Genomic DNA, 17,289 nt, shown 5'->3' with positions numbered 1-17,289 from the left:
ATCAACAGCCCTCCAGAGGCCCTCTCACGATCCGGACGGTTCGCGTCACGGCCTTACGCTCACTGTCCGCACCTCGGACGTCTCAGGCAGTCAGCCCCAGAACCACCCATATTCAGCAGCCTCCTAGGGCCGCGTGACTGACGGGGACTTTCACATGGTCTGTTCTGGTGAAAGGGGACTTTTGCAAGGTTGAGTGGCGGGAAGTCCCCTTCAGTCGCGACCCCAGGTTTGCCGTGTGCCCTGATGGGAGCCTTCACGGCGTTTAACGCTGTCATGGTGGCCTTCAGGGGCACGCATGAAACGGTCATGGCGGTATGAAACGGGCGAATAGGTAGACTTTTCGTCCTTTGTGGAGGGTAGGCGGCTTCGAAGGACAGGTGCTCGAGGCTTCGAGCGGCGGCTGCTGCGACAGTTCTCAGACGCGTTCTGAGACCCACGCCTTCGTGGCCGAGTCTGCGGAACAACTACCGGCAGGTCCTTGGCGAGCCGGTGCGGTATCTCGATGAACGCGGTTACCTCCGGTGAGCTCGGCGGTTCACTGGTAGGACCAACGCGGTCCCCTTCCGGGCGGTGAACCTGGCAGGATGCGGACGTGGTCAGCGACAGCCAGCAGCAGCCCGACGTGCACGAGGTGCGCTCCGAGCAGGTGTGGAGTGCGACCGTCGACCATCTGCGCACCCTGATCGACTCCGGACGGCTCGCCCCGGGCTCCCGGCTGCCCGCCGAACGGATCCTGTGCGACCAGCTCGGCATCAGCCGCGGCTCGTTGCGCCAGGCCCTGCGGGTGCTCGACTCGATCGGCTACGTGCAGATCCGCGCGGGTTCGGGCACCTACGTCCGCGAGCTCGAGACCGACGGGCAGAAGCCGTTGCGCAGCTGGTTCCGCGAGCACGAGCAGCTCGTCGAAAAGCTGTTCGACCTGCGGACGACCGTCGAGCCGACGCTCGCCGAGCGGCTCGCCTACCAGCACACGCCGCGGGTGGTGAGCAAGCTGGAGAGCAACGTCGCCGAGATGGAACAGGCCGCCGCGGACGGCGACATGCTGCGCGTCATCGCGACGGACGCCGAGTTCCACCGGGTGATCGCCGGCAACGCGGGCAATGACGACGTCGCCGACCTGCTTCGCTCCGTCCTCGCACTGGTCGGCGAGGAGCGCCGGACCGCGCTGCGGCTGCCTGGGCAGATCCGCAAGGCCGTCGACGAGCACCGCGAGATCCTGGCGGCCATCCGGCGCTCGGACCCGGCGGCCGCCCGCGCGGCCACGCTCAAGCACCTCGTGGAGGCCAAGACCTCGGTGCACGACTACGCCGCCAAGGACGATTCCTAGACCGTTTTCACCATCCCCCCGTCAATCACCAGGTCGGATCCGCTGATGTTGGGCGCCTTGCCCGAAGCAGGCCCGGCAGAGCCGCCCAGGTGGCGCGGATCGTGGTGAACAGCGTCAGGTCCAAGGTGCGCCGCCAATCCTCGTCGGTCACTGACAGGAAGCCCGCAGGCCGGGCCCCGCCGCCGCCCGCGTTGTTGACCAGCAGGTCGATCCCGCCGAGCTCCGCCTCCGCATACTCGATGAGCCGTGCTGGACCGTCCGGTGTGGACAGATCCACCGCGAGCGCCTGGACGACCGCGAGCCCGATCCCCCTGCTTGCCCCTGTGACCACTGCGTTCTTCACCGCGACGTTCCTTCACCGCAAGGTTCTTCACCGCGACTCCCTTCCGAACACCACCTAAAGGCTTTACTGGTGTCTACGCTACAGTAAAACCGTTAGGTGGTGTTGCGAATGGGGTGGGACTGGCAGACACCGGCGGCGGAGTTCCACCGCGTGCCGGTGCGGCTCGGCGGCGTGTTCGAGTTCCTGAACACGCTCGACGAGCGCACGTTCGGCGGCCGCTTACCAGACGACGAGCTGGAGAAGTGGCTGGCGGAGCACGGTGAGTACTCCGCGGCGGAACTCGTTCTGGCGAAGGAGCTCAGGCGGGTGCTCCGCGCCGTCACGGCGGCGAACCGCACGGGTGAACTCGACGACGAAACCTCGGGAGAGCTGGAGGAACTGGGCGGGCGACTTCCGCTGCGTGTGGACACCCGGCTGGGGTTGCGGGGCACCGGCGACGGCACGGCGGGCGCACTGTCGACCGTGCTGGCGACGGTGATCCTGTCCTCGGCCGACGGTTCGTGGGCCCGGATGAAGTCGTGCGGCGCGCCCGACTGCGGCTGGGTGTTCTACGACCACAGCAAACCGCGCAACGCCCGCTGGTGCTCGACAGCGGGCTGCGGCAACCGGATGAAAACACGTGCCTACCGCGAACGGACGAGCTGACTACTGGTTTTCCAGCACCCGTTCGACGAACTTGCGGACCTTCTCCCGCAGCCGCAGGATCCGCCCGTCGAGCGTCAGCGACTCGTCGGGCTGCGGGACCTCCGAGGTGAGCTCGCGGCGCACGTACCGGCTGCACGCGAGGTTGGCGCAGACGTAGGTGCCCAGCGTGTTGCCTTCGCGGCCGGGCTTGCCCGCGCGGCGGCTGGAGAACAGCGCGATATCGGCGACGCCGTGCGTGGTCAGGCAGAGGGCGCACATGTTGCTGCGCAACCGGCCCTTCGGCGGGGTGGCCGCACGCAGGGAAAGTCCGACTATGCCGCCTTCGTGCGGCACGACGAGGTACGCGCGGCCGGTGGCCTTCGGGTCGCGCCAGCCGAGAAAGTCCAGGTTCTCCCAGCGCAGCTCGCCGAACCCGACAGGCATCGTCACGCCCTTGGCTTCGCCGCGTGAACAGTTGACGAACGAGGCCCTGATCTCGTCCTGGCTGAGCGGCTCCACGGTGGTCTCCTACCAACTTGACTACAGGTCAGCAGCGAACCTACCCATCACCCGGCCGGGCCGACCACGCCTTTTCGGTTCGCCCCGGCCGCCAGCCTACGATCGAGCCCGTGCGCACCAACGCGAAGCTGGGCCGGTTCCGGCTGGTACTGCGCACCAGCCTGGGCTTCGCCGCGCTGGGACTCGGCTCCAGCGTCTGCGGCTCGGGCGTCGTGGCGTTGCTGCTGTTCCTGCAGGGCCTGCCGCGCGAGATCGGCGACCGGGGCTGGATCCTCGGCGTCACGTCGGCGGGGATGGTCACGCTGTCGTTGCTGGTCGGGACGCTGTGGACGGCGTGGCTGCAGCGCCGCACCGCAATCTGGTTCGTGCTGGGCCGTCCGCCCACCAAGGCGGAGGCCCGCCGCGCGCTGCGGCTGCCGATCGACATGGCGACGGTCAGCGGCACGCTGTGGCTGATCGGCACGGTGGTGCTGGGCGCGCTCGCGTGGACGTTCGGGTCCGGGATGGACGCGGTGGGCATGGCGCTCACCGTCGGTCTCGGTGGGCTGACCACGGTCGGGCTGACGTACCTGGCGGCCGAATGGATCGCGCGGCCGGTGATGACGCTCGCGCTGGACGTCGCGCCGCCGAAGGACAAACTGCCGGTCACCGTGCTGACCCGGCTGATCCTGACCTGGGCGCTGGCCAGCGGTGTCCCGTTCCTCGGCGTCCTGCTGGTGGCCTCGCCGCCGGACCTCGGCACCGGCGACCACACGACCAGCCTGATCGTGCTGTCCGTGATCGGCCTGGTCGTGGGCGCCTTCGGTACCGCGCTGCTCGCGCGCGGAGTCGCGACGCCGCTGCACCGGCTGCGGATCGCGCTCGACCGCATCGCCCGCGGCGGCACCGACGTCTCGGTGGACGTCGACGACTCCAGCGAGATCGGCATGCTGCAGACCTCGGTCAACGACCTCGCCGCCGGGCTGCGCGAGCAGGAGCGGATGCGGGACCTGTTCGGCAGGCACGTCGGCGCCGACGTCGCGCGGCACGCGCTGGAGTACGGCGCCTCGCTGTCCGGGGACGTCCGTGAGGTGACGGCCCTGTTCGTCGACGTCGTCGACTCGACGGCGCTGGCGTATCACACGCCGCCGGAGGAGCTGGTCGGCAAACTGAACCGGCTGTTCACCAGCGTGGTCGAGGCCGTCACCGCCCGCGGCGGCCTGCTGAACAAGTTCCAGGGCGACGCGGCGCTCTGCATCTTCGGCGCGCCCACCCGGCTGGCCGACTCGGCGACTTCGGCGCTCTCGGCCGCGCGCGCGATCCGGGACGCCGTGCGGGAGGCCGGGGAGCTGGACCTCGGGATCGGCGTCGCGAGCGGTCCGGTGTTCGCGGGTCAGCTCGGCACGAGCAGCCGGTTCGAGTACTCGGTGATCGGCGACGCGGTGAACGAGGCGGCACGCCTGACCGAGATCGCCAAGGGGGCGCCCGGCCGGATCCTCGCGAGCGACCCGGTCATCGCCGCCGCCGTCGAGAGCGAGCAGGCGTTCTGGTCCCCGCGGGGCGAGCTCGAACTGCGCGGCCGCCAGGAGGCGACGCTCATGTGGGGCGACGAAGAGGACGCCTGACTCAGGCCTCAGGACGGGTGTCCCGACGTCGTCCGGGCACGGCAGCACTCGAAAACGGCAGCAAAGGTCCCTTGCTCCCGCGGGCCCCTCAGATCAGGGCAGAACACGAAAACGGGAGCAAAGGTCCTTTGCTCCCGTTTTGCCGGGCGCGTCTCAGCCCGGCTTGACGTCCGGCCAGGTCAGGACGGTGGAGCCCCAGGTCAGCCCGGCGCCGAAAGCGCCGAGCAGCACCTTGTGCCCCGTCACGAGAGTCCCGTCGGTGACCGCGTCGGCCAGTGCCAGCGGGATCGACGCGGCGCTCGTGTTGCCGGTGTGCTCGATGTTCGCGACCACGGACTCGGGCGGCAGGCCCAGCTGCTTCGCGGCGACCTGCAGGATCCGGATGTTCGCCTGGTGCCCGACGAACCGGTCGACGTCGCAGACCTGCCAGCCCGCCTTGTCCAGCACCGTCCTGGCCGACTCGGCCATCCGCGCGCAGGCGTGCCGGAACACCGCGGTGCCCTGCATCGCCAGGAAGTAGTCGCTGCGGTTTTCCGAGGTCCGCTGCTTCGCGCCGCCCGCGGCGACCCACAGCAGCTCCGCCAGCTCGCCCTCGCTGTGCAGGTCGAACGGCCCGAGCGCGCCCGGCTCGTCGGCCGTGCCCTCGCGCAGCACCACCGCGCCGGCGCCGTCGCCGAAGATCGGCACGGTCGAGCGGTCCTGCGGGTCGATCAGCGAGGTGAACACGTCCGCCCCGATGACCAGCACGCGGCCCGCGACGCCGGAGGCGATCAGCCCGCCGCCGGTGGCCAGCGCGTAGACGAACCCGCTGCAGACCGCGTTGAGGTCGAGGGCCGCGACGCCGTTGAGCCCGAGCCTGCTCGCCACCTGCGGGGCGCTGCCGGGGCAGAGCTGGTCGGCCGTGGAGGTCGCCAGCAGCACGGCGTCGATCGCGCCCGGCCCGGCGGAGTCCAGTGCCCGGCGGCCCGCTTCGACCGCGAGGTCCACCGTGGACATGCCGGGGTCGACCACATGCCGTTCGCCGATGCCGGTCCTGGCCCTGATCCATTCGTCGGACGTGTCGAGGTAGCGGGAGATCTCCTCGTTGTCCACTACGCGCGGGGGTAGCCACGCACCGAGCCCGGCCACGACCGCCGCGCCGCGCAAACCTTGCGTGGACACCAGGAATTCCTTCCGCACCGGAGGAGGGAAAAAGGCACCGGCGTCTCTCCACTTGTATGGGCTACTATTCGGTAAACCCGTCAGTTGTGATCTAAATCACCATTTAAGGAAAGTTCACATCTTGCGGTCACCCGAGGTAGGCGAGTACGGCGAGCACCCTCCGGTGACCACTGTCACTGACCGGGAGGTCCAGTTTCACGACGATGGTGCCGACGTGTTTGTGCCGACGCAGGCCGCGAACGGCCCCAGCCGGTGATCGGGATGGCGACCACGGAGGCGGGCTCAGCGGCCGGGAAGGCCCACCACAGCGCGCACGAGATCAGCGCGCTCAGCGGCGTCAGCAACAGGAGCAGCCCGAGGAGCCCGGACACCGTCCCGGCGACCATCATCACCAGCAGCCAGCAGATCACGGCGAGTTGCGGGTTCGGCGATCAGGTCCCGCAGCCGCGAGGACCGCGGCCCCCGGGGCGCGAGTTCGACGCCGAGGCGGCGACCGGCCCGGCGGCGCTCCCAGTCCGTCACCCGGCCGAGTGCCCGCAGCTGCGGCGGCACCAGCAGGACACCGAGCGAGATCAGGCAGACGGCCGCGGAGGCGACCAGGATCGGCAGCGCGATCAGGCAGCCGACGCCGACCGCGGTGGTGCAAGCCATGTACCGCCCGCCCGCCCGCACCCACTCGCCGCGCTCGGTCCTTGATCATCACGCCCGCGTCGTTCAGCACGGCCGCGGCGAGCGCGGTGGTGCTGGCTACACCTTTCGCCGTACGGTGCTGGCCGCCCGATCGGGCGCCCCCGAGCGCGGGCGTCTTGTCGGTGTCTCCGGCTAGCCTGATCCGGTGCAGCCACCCGACCTCGACACACTCGACACCGCCATCCTGGCCTGCCTGCAGGCCGACTCCCGCACCATCGCCGAGGTGATCGGCGCCAAGGTCGGGCTCTCGGCCGCCGCCGTGCAGCGGCGGATCAAGCGGCTGCGCGACACCGGGGTGATCGAACGCGAGGTCGCGGTGCTCTCGCCGAAGGCGCTCGGGCTGGCGATGACGTTCGTGGTCACGGTCGAGATGGAGCGCGAGCGCGTGGACGTGCTCGACGAGTTCCGCCAGCGGACGCTGGCCGAGGAGTGCGTGCAGCAGTGTTACTGGGTGACCGGCGCGGCCGACTTCGTGCTGGTGGTCAACTGCCGGGACATGGCCGAGTTCGACGCGTTCACCCGGCGGATGTTCCTGGAGAACCCGAACGTCCGGCACTTCACCACCAGCGTCGCGATGGACAGGGTGAAGGTCGGGCTGACGCTGCCACTGGACCGCCGGGGCTGAGTGGTCCGGTGCCCGCCGGTCCACTGTGGATCGACCACCCCCGGTGTGCGCCCGATGACAAGGGGTATGTCGCCGGTGTTACACCACTATGGACAGATGCAACCAATAGCGTGAACGTCGCCGCAACGACGTCACGAGTGATCCCCTGGTTCCTCTCCTAGGTGTCCACCAAGTTCGCGCCGCGCGAACCACCGGAACGCTAGGAGTGGCCGTGCACACCGACGCCGTACACCAGAGCCAGTTCGTGTTGCTCAACGAGAGCACCACGCCCGTACTCTCCCGCCTGTCCTTCCACGCCGACGAGCCGTTCGCGGTCACCGTCGCGTTCCGGACCGAGCGTGGCCGCTGGGTCGAGTGGACTTTCGCGCGTGACCTGCTCGTCACCGGCCTGACCGAGCCCGCCGGCCTCGGCGACGTCCGCGTCCGCCCCGACCTGTCCGAGGACGAGGCGATGCTGACGCTGGAAATCGAGTCACCGGACGGGTACGCGTCGTTCGAGCTGGAGCGCGAGGACGTCGAGACGTTCGTCAGCGCGACGATCGAGCTGGTGCCGCTCGGCTCGGAGAGCGAGTACTTCGACGTCGAGGGCCTGATCGAAGAGATCAGCAACGTCTGACCCACCCCTGAACCTGCCTCTCCCGCGGTAAGGAACGAAGGGCGGCTTGAGTGCTCTGGAGGCACTCAAACCGCCCTTCGGTCGTCGTCACCCGGTCCCTAAGTAGGGTTTCCGGCAGATACTTTGCGTGACGACCAGCACAACCTGAACGAGGTATGCGCCACCGGATCCGGCGATCGGCCGGGATTTCGCACGCCTGGTGATCCTTTCCCGGGCAAGCACCGGCAGCTCAGTGACTTTCCGTGCGCGGACGTGTGAGCTGAGCGAGGTCCAGGACCCGCGTACCCGGTTTACGAGCGACGAGCGACTGCTTAAGCTCCCGACAAAATGGACGCCGCGGCCTGTCCGCCCGGCCATTGAGGAGCGCGCATGATGTGGCTCGCCACCGCAGGCCCGACCTCGGTCTCCGTTCGCACGGGGGCGACCTCGCTCGCGGGCCGGGACGCCGAACTGGCCGCGATCGTCGCGGTGCTCGTCCAGCGGCCCGCCGCCGTGATCGTCGAAGGCGAACCCGGCATGGGCCGCAGCAGGCTGCTGGCCGAGCTCGCCGCCCGACGGGAATTCTCCGGCGGCCGGATCCTCACCGGCGCCTGCCAGCCGTTGCGCGAGCCGTTCCCGTACGGGCCGCTGCTGGAAGCGCTGCGCTCGGCGGCGGACCGGCCACTCGGCCCGCTCAGCCCGGTCGCCGGCGTGCTGCACCCGCTGCTGCCCGAACTCGCGGAAACCCTTCCCCCGCAACCGGAACCGCTCGCCGACCCGGTCGCTGAACGGCATCGGCAGTTCCGCGCGTTCCGCGAACTGCTCGTCGCGTGCGGGCCCACGCTGCTGATGATCGACGACCTCCAGTGGGCCGACGAGACGACGCTGGACCTGCTGCGATTCCTCGCCGCGGGCATGCCGCACGAGCTCGGCCTCGTCGTGACCGCCCGCACGCGCGCCACCGGCCGGTCCGTCCCGTTGCGCACCGGCCCGGAGGTGCACACCGCGCGCGTCTCGCTGGGCCCGATCGACGTCGAGGCCGTCCGGATGCTGGCCACCGAGCTGCTCGCGCTGCCCCGCGTCACCACCGAGTTCGCCACGAAACTGCGGGAGAGCACGGCCGGGATTCCTTTCGTGGTCGAGGAAACCCTGCGCGCGCTGCGCGACGCGGCCGGGCGGCTGCCGATCGGGGAGGTGCTGTCGCACCGGTTGCTCGAAAGCCTCGAAGTGCCCGCGCTGCTGCGGGAGGCCGTCACCGAGCGGCTGACCGCGCTGACCGAACCGGCCGTCCGGTTGTCCCGCGCGGCCGCCGTGCACGGCGTGCCCGCGGAGGCCGCCGTCCTCGGGGAACTGGCCGCGCTGGACGGGGAGAACCTGCGGGCGGCATTGCTCGACGCGTTGAGCGGCGGCGTGCTGAGCGAAGTCGCCAACGACCGCTACGGATTCCGGCATCCGTTGGCGCGCAAGGCGGTCTACGACACGGTGAGCGCGCCCGAGCGGGCTTTACTGCACGCGCAGACGATCCGGGTGCTCGCCGGACAGCCGTCCCCACCGCTGACCCTGCTCGCGAACCACGCCCGCGCGGCAGGCCGGACGGAGCAGTGGCGTGGTTACGCCGAAGCCGCCGCCGACGAGGCCGTCGTGCAGGGTGAGACCTCGCGCGCGATCGACCTGCTGCAGTCCGTGCTGGCCGACGGCGGGACGGGCGAGGCCGACCTCGGCAGGCTCGCCACGAAGCTGAGCCGGGTCGCGCTGCGCGGGTTCCGGCCGGACGTGCTGGCCACCCTGGAACGGATCCTGGAGGAGCCGCGGCTGACCACGGCCGTGCGCGGCACCATCCGGCTGAGCCTCGGCATGTTGCTCGTCCGCACGAACGGGCAGCTCGGCCGCGGCCGGGCGGAGGTCGAGACGGCCATCGAGGAGCTCGTCGACCGGCCGGAGCTGGCGGTGCGCGGGATCAACCTGCTCGCCCAGCCGATCGACGGGCTCACCCCGCTGGCCTGGCACGAGACGTGGCAGCAGCGCGTGCGCGAGGTGTTCGGCCGCATCGAAGACCCCGAACTCCGGCTGTCGCTGACCGCCGACCGCATCTCCAGCAGCGCCCACATCGGCGACCGCGCGGCGTGGCCGGAGTTCGAACGGCTGCCGGACACCGGGGCAGGCGTCGCGGAACGGGTGCAGCTGGCGCGGCTCTGGTGCAACCTCGCCGACGCCGAGTCGTGGGCCGGGCACCTGGGCCGCGCCGAGCGGCTCGTCACCGAAGGCACCCGGCGCGCGACGGACGCGGGCGCGCTCTACGCGGCCGGGCTCGCGCAGGGCACGCGGGTGCGGATGGACTGGGCGCGCGGGCGGTGGACGGGCCTCGCCGAGGCCGCCGAGCAGCTGCGCGACAGCTATCCCGACCTCGCGCCGATCGTGATGGAGTCCTCGCTCGTCCTCGGCGGGCTGGCCGCCGTGCGCGGGGAATTCGCGATGGCACAACGACATCTGGCCGCGGCGAGCGTGCACGCCCCCGAGGACGGGCCGATACCGGTGGTGCTCTCGGCGGCCGGGGTGCTGATCAACGTCCTGCGCGCGACGGGCGACCTCGCCGCGGCCTGCGCGACGGCAGATCAGGCGATGGCGGCGGCGCGGCGCAAGGGCGTCTGGGTGTGGGCGGCGGCGCTGGTCCCGGCGGCCACAGACGCGTACACGCGGGCCGGGCGCTGGTCCGAAGCCGACGCGATAGTCGAGGAGTTCGCCCGCGGCATCCAGGACCGGGACGCACCGGTGACCGTGGCGGCCCTGCTGACCGGACGCGCGGTGCTCCTGGAAGCACGCGGCAAGCACCAGGAGGCCGCGGCGACGTTCGACGAGGCGGCCGCCTGCTACGCCGCCCTGCCGATGCCCTACGCGGAGATCGGCGCGCGCGAGCGAGCGGCGTCGAGCAGGCTCACCGCGGGAAGCCGCGAAGCGCTCGAAGAGCTCTCGTGCGCCGCAGAGGAATACGAACGTCTGGGCGCTTCGCGAGACGCGGGCCGCTGCCGTCACCAACTGCGTGAGCACGGCGCGTGGGCGCCCTCGCAGCGCGGCCGCCGGGGCTACGGCCAGGAGCTTTCGCCGCGAGAACGCGAGGTCGCGCGGATGCTCTCCGACGGAAGGACCAACCGCGAAATCGCCGACGGCCTGTTCCTTTCGCCGCGCACTGTGGAGCAACACGTGGCGAAGGTGCTCCGCAAACTCGGCACCCGCTCACGCACGGACGTGGCGCACCGGCTCACGACGTCTGGCGACGAAGCGTCCGCGGCCATACCGTGAGCCGGTGAGCACAGGCGAGACGAAACCGGCGTTACCCGCCTGGCGGCGGCGCACCGAAGGTGAACAACGCTGGCCGGCGCTGGTGGTGGTGTTCGCGACCCTCGGGCTGCAGCTGATCCTGCCGGTCGAGCTGGTGCTGAAGCCGTGGTGGCTGCTGCCCGCGCTGTCCGGGCTGCTGGTGGTGGCCCTGCTGCTGATCAACCCCGGCCGGATGGACGAGCGGAGCCGGGTCGAGCGGATGATCTCGCTGGTGCTGGTCGCGGTGGTCAGCATCGCGAACGGGGTGTCGGCGGGCCAGCTGGTGGCGGGCATCGCGACCGGCACTCTCGGCGACCAGGCGGCCCGCGTCCTGGTCAGCGGCGGGATCGTCTACTGGACGAACATCGTGGTCTTCTCCCTCTGGTACTGGGAGTTCGACCGCGGCGGCCCGGGGATGCGCGCCGTCGGGCGGGCGGAGTACGCCGACCTGATGTTCCCCCAGATGAGCGACCCGGAGCTGGCCCACAAGGACTGGGAACCGAGCTACCTCGACTACCTCTACCTCTCGTTCACGAACGCCACCGCCTTCAGCCCGACCGACGTGATGCCGCTGCGCCTGTGGGCGAAAATGACGATGATGCTGCAAGCGGCGATTTCGCTGGTGCTGGCGCTGATGGTTCTCGCCTGGGCGGTGAGCGGTCTCAAGTCCTGAAAACCCGTTACCCCCGCCGCCCGTTGACGTTGACTGACGGGGACCTTCACACGGTCTGTTCTGGTGAAGGGGACTTTTGCAAGGTTGAGTCGAGGGAAGGTCCCCTTCAGTCGCGACCCCAGCTTGCCGTATGCCCTGATGGGAGCCTTCACGGCGTTTAACGCTGTCATGGTGGCCTTCAGGGGCACGCATGAAACGGTCGTGGCGGTATGAGGCGGGCGAATGGGTGGACTTTTCGTCCTTTGTGGAGGGTAGGCGGCTTCGAAGGCCAGGCGCCCGAGGCTTCGAGCGGCGGCTGCTGCGACAGTTCTCAGACGCGTTCTTATACACAGCGAACATGCGAAGCTACCCCGAACCGCTGTACTACGTGGTGGTCTTCGCCTCCCGCCGCACCGAAGGCGACAACGGCTACTCAGAGGAGGCAGACCACCTCGGCGAACTGGCCGCCCAACAGCCCGGCTACCTCGGCCACGACGCGGCCCGCAGCGGCCCCGAACTCGGCATCACGGTGTCCTACTGGAAGGACGAGGAGTCGATCGCGGTCGCGACGCCGGTCTGCTCGACCGTCGACGAGCCGTCGCCGTCGATCCACGGCGCAGGCTCGGGAGCTCCCCTTAACCGCGGAAGTCCCTGAAGGCCACCATGAGGGCGTTCAAGTCCCTCATGGTGGCCTTCAGAGGCTTTGTCCTAGTCGGACTGACGAGCCTTCGCGGCATCGACGAACTGCGTGGTGTAGGTCTTGGACAGATCGATCTTGTCCTTGTGCGGCTTGACATTGCTCGACGAATCGCCGAGCACCTTGAGCACGTTCCGCGCACCCTCCGGGTCCATCCGGCCGTCCTTGGTGAACATCCCGAGACTGTCCTTGAGGGACTTGACGTACAACGCCTTGTCGCCGCCAGCGAACGACTTCGGCATCTTCGCCGCGACCTCCTCGGCAGTGTGCTTCGACAGCCATTGCAACGACGCGACATACGCGTTGGCCAGCTTCTGCACGACGTCGGGATAGCGCTCCACGATCTGGCAGCTCATGTACAGCGAACTCGCCGGGTACAGCCCGCCGAGCGCGGCGCGGGTGCCCTGTTCGGTGCGCATGTCGTAGAGAACCCTGGCCTGCCCGGTGTTCGTCAGCTGCGCGATGGTCGGGTCGGTGGTCATCCCGGCGTCGATCGAACCCTGGTTCAGCGCGGAAATGAACGTCTGCCCGGCGCCGACCTTGACCGGCGTGTACTCCTTCGGGGTGACACCGCCCCGCTGCGCCAGCGCCTTCGTCAGGAAGTCCGTCGAAGAGCCGAGTGACGTGACGCCGAGGTTGCGGCCCTTGAAGTCCGCGCCGCCGCGGATCTCGCCCGCCTTCTTCGTGGCGACCATCTCGGCCTCACCGGGCACGTTCGCGAACTGCACGACACTGGTGAGGCACTGTTCCTTGGCCTGCAGATCGATGGTGTGGTCGTAGAACCCGACCACCGCCTGCACTTCACCGGCCAGCAGGGAGGTCTCGGCGTTCGCGCCGGAGGGCTGGTCGAACAGTTCGACGTCGAGCCCCTGCTTCTCGTACTCGCCGAGCTGCGCGGCGAGCTGGCCCGGCAGGTAGATGACCTTCGACAGGCCGCCGATCATGATCTTGATGTGTGGCTTGCCCGACTCGCCGAAGTCCATCGTGCGCGAGTCGCGGCAAGCCACCGTGCCCGCCAGCGTCAGCATCAGCGCGGCGGCGACGCCAACTGTCCTTTTGAGACTCATCGCGGGCCTCAGAGCCCCTTCATGATCACGCTGGCGGACGGCGGACGCCAGCGCAGCAGCCGGTTTTCCAGCGTGCTGATACCCCATTCCGCGGCGAGCGCGACCACGGTGATGATCAGCATGCCCGCGTAGACACCGGCGGTGTCGAAGGTGCCCTGCGCGTTGGCGATCAGGAAGCCGAGGCCGTACTTCGCGCCGGTGTACTCGCCGACGACCGCGCCGATCAGCGCGAAACCGAACGCGACGTGCAGCGACGACAGGATCCACGAAGTCGCGCTGGGCAGCACGATCGAGCCGAGCACCTGGCGGCGGCTCGCGCCGAGGATGCGGGCGTTGTCGATCAGGTTGCGGTCGACCTCGCGGGCGCCGGTGAAGGCGTTGAAGAACACCGCGAAGAACACCAGCACGATGACGGTCGCGACCTTCGACTCCAGCCCGAGCCCGAACCAGATCACGAACAACGCCGCCAGCACGATCCGGGGCAACGCGTTGGCGGCCTTGATGAACGGCGAGAGCACGTCGGCCAGGTACGCGCTGCGGCCGAGGATGACGCCGAACACCACGCCCAGCACCGCACCGATCACGAAGCCGATCACGGCTTCTTCGACGGTCACCAGGATCTGGTACCAGATCGAGCCGAAATCGGTGCCCTGGGTGAACCACTCGACCAGCCGCTGCCAGATGCGCGACGGCTTCGAGTAGAAGAACGGGTCGATCCAGTAGGTGGCCGTCAGCTCCCAGCTGCCCAGCCAAGCGACGACGATCGCCAGGCGCAGCAGCCAGACGTTGCGGCGACGCTTGGCCGTCCGCAGCTTCTGCCTGGCGATGATGCTCGCCTCGGATTCGATCGTGGGCTGGGGATTCGACGAAGGAACCAGCATGTCAAGCGACATCGGATGCCCCCTTCTGGCGGGCCTTGTCGACCTCGCCGCGCAGTGATTCCCAGATGTCGCGGTAGATCAGCCGGAACTCTTCGGTCAACCTGAGCTCCTCCACGGCGCGCGGCCGCTCCAGCGGGATGTCGAAGACGTCCTTCACCGTCGCCGGGCTCGCGGTCATCACGACGACCTTGTCGGCGAGCGCGATGGCCTCGTCGAGGTCGTGCGTCACGAAGATGACGGCCGCGCCGGTGCCCTGCCACAGCCGCAGCAGCTCGTCCTGCATGAGCGCGCGGGTCTGCACGTCGAGTGCCGAGAACGGCTCGTCCATCAGGAGGATTTTGGGGCTGGTGACCAGGGTTTGCGCCAGCGCGACGCGTTTGCGCATACCGCCGGAGAGCTGGTGCGGGTAGTACTTCTCGAAGCCCGCGAGGCCGACGCGCTCGATCCAGTCGGCGGCCTGCGCACGGGCGTCGGCCTTGGCGGCGCCGCGGAAGCGCGGCCCGGAGGCGACGTTGTCGAGCACGGAACGCCACGGCATCACGGCGTCGGTCTGGAACATGTAGCCCACGCCGTCAGGAATGGACTTCACCTCCTCGCCGTTGACCCTGACCTGCCCGGCCGAGGGCGGCTGCAAGCCGGAGACCAGCGACAACGCGGTGGACTTGCCACAGCCCGTCGGGCCGACGACCGCGACGAACTCGCCGGGTTCGACGGTCATGGTCAGCTCGCGGACGGCCGTGTGGACGGTGCCGGACCCACTCGGGAACCTTTTGGTGGCGCCGATGAGTTCGATGAGGGGTGGGGACATCGAGGTGACTCCTTCGTCACTCTTGTTTGCGCACTACTCGGGGGTGTCGGGGATCACGGGGACGTTAAGAGCCGGTGCCCGGCACGTGAAGCTTGTCCGCGTTCTGCGTGCGAGCTGTGCGTTCTCCGCGTTTTGCTCGTTTAGCGCATGGCCGTGACCTGGGGGTACGGTGCCGGACATGCCAAAGAGGGCGTTCTTCGCGCGGATGCGGTTCAGCAGGCAGATCCTGCTGCTGCAGATCGGTGTGGTCGTGCTGGTGCTCGGCCTCGGCGTCGCGCTCGTCGGCTGGCTGCTGCGCAGCACCCTGGACGACCAGTACGGGGAGCGCGCGCTGGCGATCGCGAAGTCCGTCGCGACCGACCCGGCGGTGATCTCCGGCGCGGCGGCGAAAAGGGTCACGCACGGGCTGGAGCCGCATGAGCTCACCGAGCTGCTTTACGAGCGCGAGGCCGTGCTGCACGGGATCGGCGAAGGGGTGCTGGCGGTCGACGCGACGAACCGGGTATCGGTGCGCAACGACGAGGCAGAACGCCTGCTCGGCACCGAGATTTCGATCGGCGCGCAACTGTCCGAATTGGACTTGTCGCCGCGGCTGCTCAAGGCCGTCGAAGAGGGGCAGGCGGTGGACAACCTCCTGGCCGTGGCCGGGAACCGGGTGCTGGTGATCAACTCGCGCGCGGTCCACGGCGAAGACCGGGAGATCGGCACCGTGCTGACCTTCCGCGACCGCACCGACCTCGACACGCTGACCAGGGAACTCGACGGGATCCGCGCACTGTCCGACGGGCTGCGCGCGCAGCGGCACGAGTTTTCGAACCGTCTGCACACACTGTCGGGACTGCTCCAGCTCGGGCACCACAGCGAGGCGGTCGAGTACGTCCAGGCGCTCACGGAGACCCCGTCGGCTCGCTCCAGCTCGGTCGGCGACACGGTGGCCGACCCGTATCTGCAGGCGCTGCTCGTCGCGAAAACCGAGCAGGCGCAGGAAAAAGGCATGGAACTGCGGCTCTCCGACGACTCCTGGGTGCCCACCACGGTGACCGATCCGATCGCCGCCAACACGGTGATCGGCAACCTGGTGGACAACGCGCTGCACGCCGCCCGGATGGGCCCGCGGCGGCCCGCCACGGTGGAGGTCGCGCTGCTCGCCGACGGCACCACCCTGCATGTGTCCGTTGTGGACAGTGGGTCCGGAGTGCCGGGAGAGCTGGCCGAGCGCCTCTTCGACGAAGGCGTGTCGACGAAAATCGCGCCAGGGCATGGGTTGGGTCTGGCTTTGGCCAGACAGGCCGCGAGGACTCACGACGGCGATGTCTGGCTGGCCGACGCGGGTGGCGGTGAGACTGGCGCGTTGTTCGTCGCCAGAATGCCGGAAACACTGGCAGCACGGGAATCCCTGGAGGACCGGACATGATCCGCACGCTCATCGTGGACGACGACTTCCGCGTCGCCGGGGTGCACGCCGGGTTCGTCGCCGAGGTACCAGGGTTCGCCGTGGTCGGCACCGCGCACACCGCCGCCGAGGCGCGCGCCCGCGTCCGCGAGCTCACCCCCGACCTGATCCTGCTCGACGTCTACCTGCCCGACGAGTCCGGCCTCGCCGTGCTGCCCGAACTGCAGACCGACACCATTGTGCTTTCCGCGGCCACCGATGCCCGGTCCATTCGCACCGCGATTCGGGCCGGGGCGTTGAACTATTTGATCAAGCCTTTTACCACTCGGCAATTGGCTGAGCGGTTGGGTGGTTATGCGCGTTATCGGGGGTTGCTCGCGGAGGAGCGGGCGCTCGGGCAGGATGAGGTGGACCGGGTCTTTCGGGCGCTGCACGAGCAGGATCGGACCGCTACGCCCAAAGGGCAGTCTTCGGCTACTTCTCGGCTTGTCTCGGAACAGCTCAGGACCGCTGGGGGTGCGCTTTCGGCTGCCGAGGTGGCTGGGGAGCTGGGGATGGCTCGGGCTACGGCGCAGCGGTACTTGACCGCGCTTGCCGAGGCCGGGGGTGTTGAAATGCGGCTGCGGTACGGGGCTACCGGGCGGCCAGAGCATGAATATCGGTGGGTGGCTGGGTCGTGAGGTGTGGTTTTTTTGCGCGTTCACTTGCGCCGCTGGGTCGTTACTGGCACTCGGCGGCGGTGCGGGTTTTTTGGTTTAGTCCTGAGGTGCGGCTAGAAGCCTGTGTTTTTTGGCCAGCGCGCTCACAAACTCGCGCCGCCAGGTCGCCCCTGACTCCGAGCGTAAGTGCGGCTTTGTCTTTAACGGGGGCGACCTACCGTCGCGAGTTGGGGCGGCCTGGCGGCCGCGAAAGAGGGCGCGCGGCGTGAAGTCTCCACTCGCAGAGCTCGCGGAGACGCTGTGGCTGGGGCGAAATGCTGGGGTTGGGT

The 17,289-nt window shown here is 69.2% G+C and carries 17 protein-coding genes and 1 pseudogene; 10 read left to right on the top strand and 8 right to left on the bottom strand.

The window, feature by feature from the left end; translation table 11 throughout:
• The first annotated feature begins 631 nt into the window (after positions 1-631).
• Entirely contained in the window at positions 632-1,327 is a 696-nt protein-coding gene (locus tag QMK34_RS42515; protein WP_326420506.1) for a FadR/GntR family transcriptional regulator, read from the top strand.
• A 25-nt stretch (positions 1,328-1,352) separates the two neighbouring features.
• On the opposite strand, the gene QMK34_RS42510 is transcribed toward QMK34_RS42515, so the two are convergent.
• Complete coding sequence (locus QMK34_RS42510; protein ID WP_326420502.1) at positions 1,353-1,670, bottom strand: SDR family NAD(P)-dependent oxidoreductase; 318 nt, start codon at positions 1,668-1,670, stop codon at positions 1,353-1,355.
• Positions 1,671-1,766: 96 nt separating this feature from the next.
• Between QMK34_RS42510 and QMK34_RS42505 the strand changes: the two genes are divergently transcribed.
• The gene (locus QMK34_RS42505) at positions 1,767-2,315 is read left to right on the top strand and encodes a CGNR zinc finger domain-containing protein (RefSeq protein WP_326420501.1); all 549 of its coding nucleotides are present in this window, start codon (positions 1,767-1,769) and stop codon (positions 2,313-2,315) included.
• On the opposite strand, the gene QMK34_RS42500 is transcribed toward QMK34_RS42505, so the two are convergent.
• Entirely contained in the window at positions 2,316-2,813 is a 498-nt protein-coding gene (locus QMK34_RS42500; protein WP_326420500.1) for an FBP domain-containing protein, read from the bottom strand. It abuts the gene before it with no gap.
• A 110-nt stretch (positions 2,814-2,923) separates the two neighbouring features.
• Here QMK34_RS42500 and QMK34_RS42495 point away from each other — a divergent pair, with 110 nt between their 5' ends.
• Positions 2,924-4,417: an adenylate/guanylate cyclase domain-containing protein gene (locus tag QMK34_RS42495; protein ID WP_326420499.1), complete on the top strand. Its 1,494-nt coding sequence runs from the start codon at positions 2,924-2,926 to the stop codon at positions 4,415-4,417.
• Positions 4,418-4,570: 153 nt separating this feature from the next.
• Here the strand turns inward: QMK34_RS42495 and QMK34_RS42490 are convergent, their stop codons facing one another.
• The 3 genes and pseudogenes from QMK34_RS42490 to QMK34_RS42480 all read right to left on the bottom strand — a co-directional run bounded on the left by QMK34_RS42490 (position 4,571) and on the right by QMK34_RS42480 (position 6,229).
• Positions 4,571-5,578 carry a beta-ketoacyl-ACP synthase III gene (locus tag QMK34_RS42490; RefSeq protein ID WP_326420498.1) on the bottom strand — a complete coding sequence of 336 codons (1,008 nt, stop codon included), beginning with the start codon at positions 5,576-5,578 and terminating at the stop codon, positions 4,571-4,573.
• Positions 5,579-5,705: 127 nt separating this feature from the next.
• Positions 5,706-5,798, bottom strand: a pseudogene (locus QMK34_RS42485) (DNA-binding response regulator); the annotation flags it as partial.
• 62 nt (positions 5,799-5,860) lie between these two features.
• The gene (locus tag QMK34_RS42480) at positions 5,861-6,229 is read right to left on the bottom strand and encodes a sensor domain-containing protein (protein ID WP_326420497.1); all 369 of its coding nucleotides are present in this window, start codon (positions 6,227-6,229) and stop codon (positions 5,861-5,863) included.
• Positions 6,230-6,413: 184 nt separating this feature from the next.
• On the opposite strand from QMK34_RS42480, the gene QMK34_RS42475 reads away from it, so the two are divergent.
• From QMK34_RS42475 to QMK34_RS42455, 5 genes are all read left to right on the top strand, one after another.
• Positions 6,414-6,893: an Lrp/AsnC family transcriptional regulator gene (locus QMK34_RS42475; RefSeq protein WP_326420496.1), complete on the top strand. Its 480-nt coding sequence runs from the start codon at positions 6,414-6,416 to the stop codon at positions 6,891-6,893.
• Between the two features lie 211 nt (positions 6,894-7,104).
• On the top strand, positions 7,105-7,509 hold the full coding sequence (locus QMK34_RS42470) for an SsgA family sporulation/cell division regulator (protein ID WP_326420495.1): 405 nt from the start codon (positions 7,105-7,107) through the stop codon (positions 7,507-7,509).
• A gap of 372 nt (positions 7,510-7,881) precedes the next feature.
• A complete protein-coding gene (locus QMK34_RS42465) occupies positions 7,882-10,785 on the top strand; it encodes an ATP-binding protein (protein ID WP_326420505.1) in 2,904 nt (967 codons plus the stop codon).
• Between the two features lie 79 nt (positions 10,786-10,864).
• Positions 10,865-11,476, top strand: coding sequence for a hypothetical protein (locus tag QMK34_RS42460; RefSeq protein ID WP_326420504.1), 612 nt, complete (start codon positions 10,865-10,867; stop codon positions 11,474-11,476).
• A 337-nt stretch (positions 11,477-11,813) separates the two neighbouring features.
• Entirely contained in the window at positions 11,814-12,110 is a 297-nt protein-coding gene (locus QMK34_RS42455) for an antibiotic biosynthesis monooxygenase family protein (protein ID WP_326420494.1), read from the top strand.
• A 53-nt stretch (positions 12,111-12,163) separates the two neighbouring features.
• Here the strand turns inward: QMK34_RS42455 and QMK34_RS42450 are convergent, their stop codons facing one another.
• Genes QMK34_RS42450 through QMK34_RS42440 form a run of 3 tightly spaced genes read right to left on the bottom strand, consistent with a single transcriptional unit; the run spans position 12,164 to position 14,908 of the window.
• On the bottom strand, positions 12,164-13,219 hold the full coding sequence (locus QMK34_RS42450) for an ABC transporter substrate-binding protein (RefSeq protein ID WP_326420493.1): 1,056 nt from the start codon (positions 13,217-13,219) through the stop codon (positions 12,164-12,166).
• 8 nt (positions 13,220-13,227) lie between these two features.
• Positions 13,228-14,112 (bottom strand): ABC transporter permease, encoded by an 885-nt coding sequence (locus QMK34_RS42445; RefSeq protein WP_326420492.1) that lies wholly within the window; start codon positions 14,110-14,112, stop codon positions 13,228-13,230.
• A complete protein-coding gene (locus QMK34_RS42440; RefSeq protein ID WP_326420491.1) occupies positions 14,102-14,908 on the bottom strand; it encodes an ABC transporter ATP-binding protein in 807 nt (268 codons plus the stop codon). Before QMK34_RS42440 ends, QMK34_RS42445 begins: the two co-directional genes overlap by 11 nt.
• A 205-nt stretch (positions 14,909-15,113) precedes the next feature.
• Between QMK34_RS42440 and QMK34_RS42435 the strand changes: the two genes are divergently transcribed.
• Positions 15,114-16,322, top strand: a complete 1,209-nt coding sequence (locus tag QMK34_RS42435; protein ID WP_326420503.1) for a sensor histidine kinase — start codon at positions 15,114-15,116, stop codon at positions 16,320-16,322.
• Positions 16,319-16,981 (top strand): response regulator, encoded by a 663-nt coding sequence (locus tag QMK34_RS42430; RefSeq protein ID WP_326420490.1) that lies wholly within the window; start codon positions 16,319-16,321, stop codon positions 16,979-16,981. Before QMK34_RS42435 ends, QMK34_RS42430 begins: the two co-directional genes overlap by 4 nt.
• Positions 16,982-17,289: the final 308 nt, after the last annotated feature.

Origin of the sequence: Amycolatopsis sp. H20-H5 (assembly GCF_035828755.1) — a bacterium.
GTDB lineage: Bacteria > Actinomycetota > Actinomycetes > Mycobacteriales > Pseudonocardiaceae > Amycolatopsis.
Note: the sequence above shows the minus strand (reverse complement) of the source record. Positions and strands in the feature narration are given on the sequence as shown.

Bases quoted from the DNA above. Each gene is read 5' to 3' on its own strand.
- QMK34_RS42450 (WP_326420493.1), bottom strand. From the start codon at position 13,219: ATGAGTCTCAAAAGGACAGTTGGCGTCGCCGCCGCGCTGATGCTGACG.
- QMK34_RS42480 (WP_326420497.1), bottom strand. From the start codon at position 6,229: ATGGCTTGCACCACCGCGGTCGGCGTCGGCTGCCTGATCGCGCTGCCG.
- QMK34_RS42435 (WP_326420503.1), top strand. From the start codon at position 15,114: ATGCGGTTCAGCAGGCAGATCCTGCTGCTGCAGATCGGTGTGGTCGTG.
- QMK34_RS42445 (WP_326420492.1), bottom strand. From the start codon at position 14,112: ATGTCGCTTGACATGCTGGTTCCTTCGTCGAATCCCCAGCCCACGATC.
- QMK34_RS42455 (WP_326420494.1), top strand. From the start codon at position 11,814: ATGCGAAGCTACCCCGAACCGCTGTACTACGTGGTGGTCTTCGCCTCC.
- QMK34_RS42430 (WP_326420490.1), top strand. From the start codon at position 16,319: ATGATCCGCACGCTCATCGTGGACGACGACTTCCGCGTCGCCGGGGTG.
- QMK34_RS42465 (WP_326420505.1), top strand. From the start codon at position 7,882: ATGTGGCTCGCCACCGCAGGCCCGACCTCGGTCTCCGTTCGCACGGGG.
- QMK34_RS42440 (WP_326420491.1), bottom strand. From the start codon at position 14,908: ATGTCCCCACCCCTCATCGAACTCATCGGCGCCACCAAAAGGTTCCCG.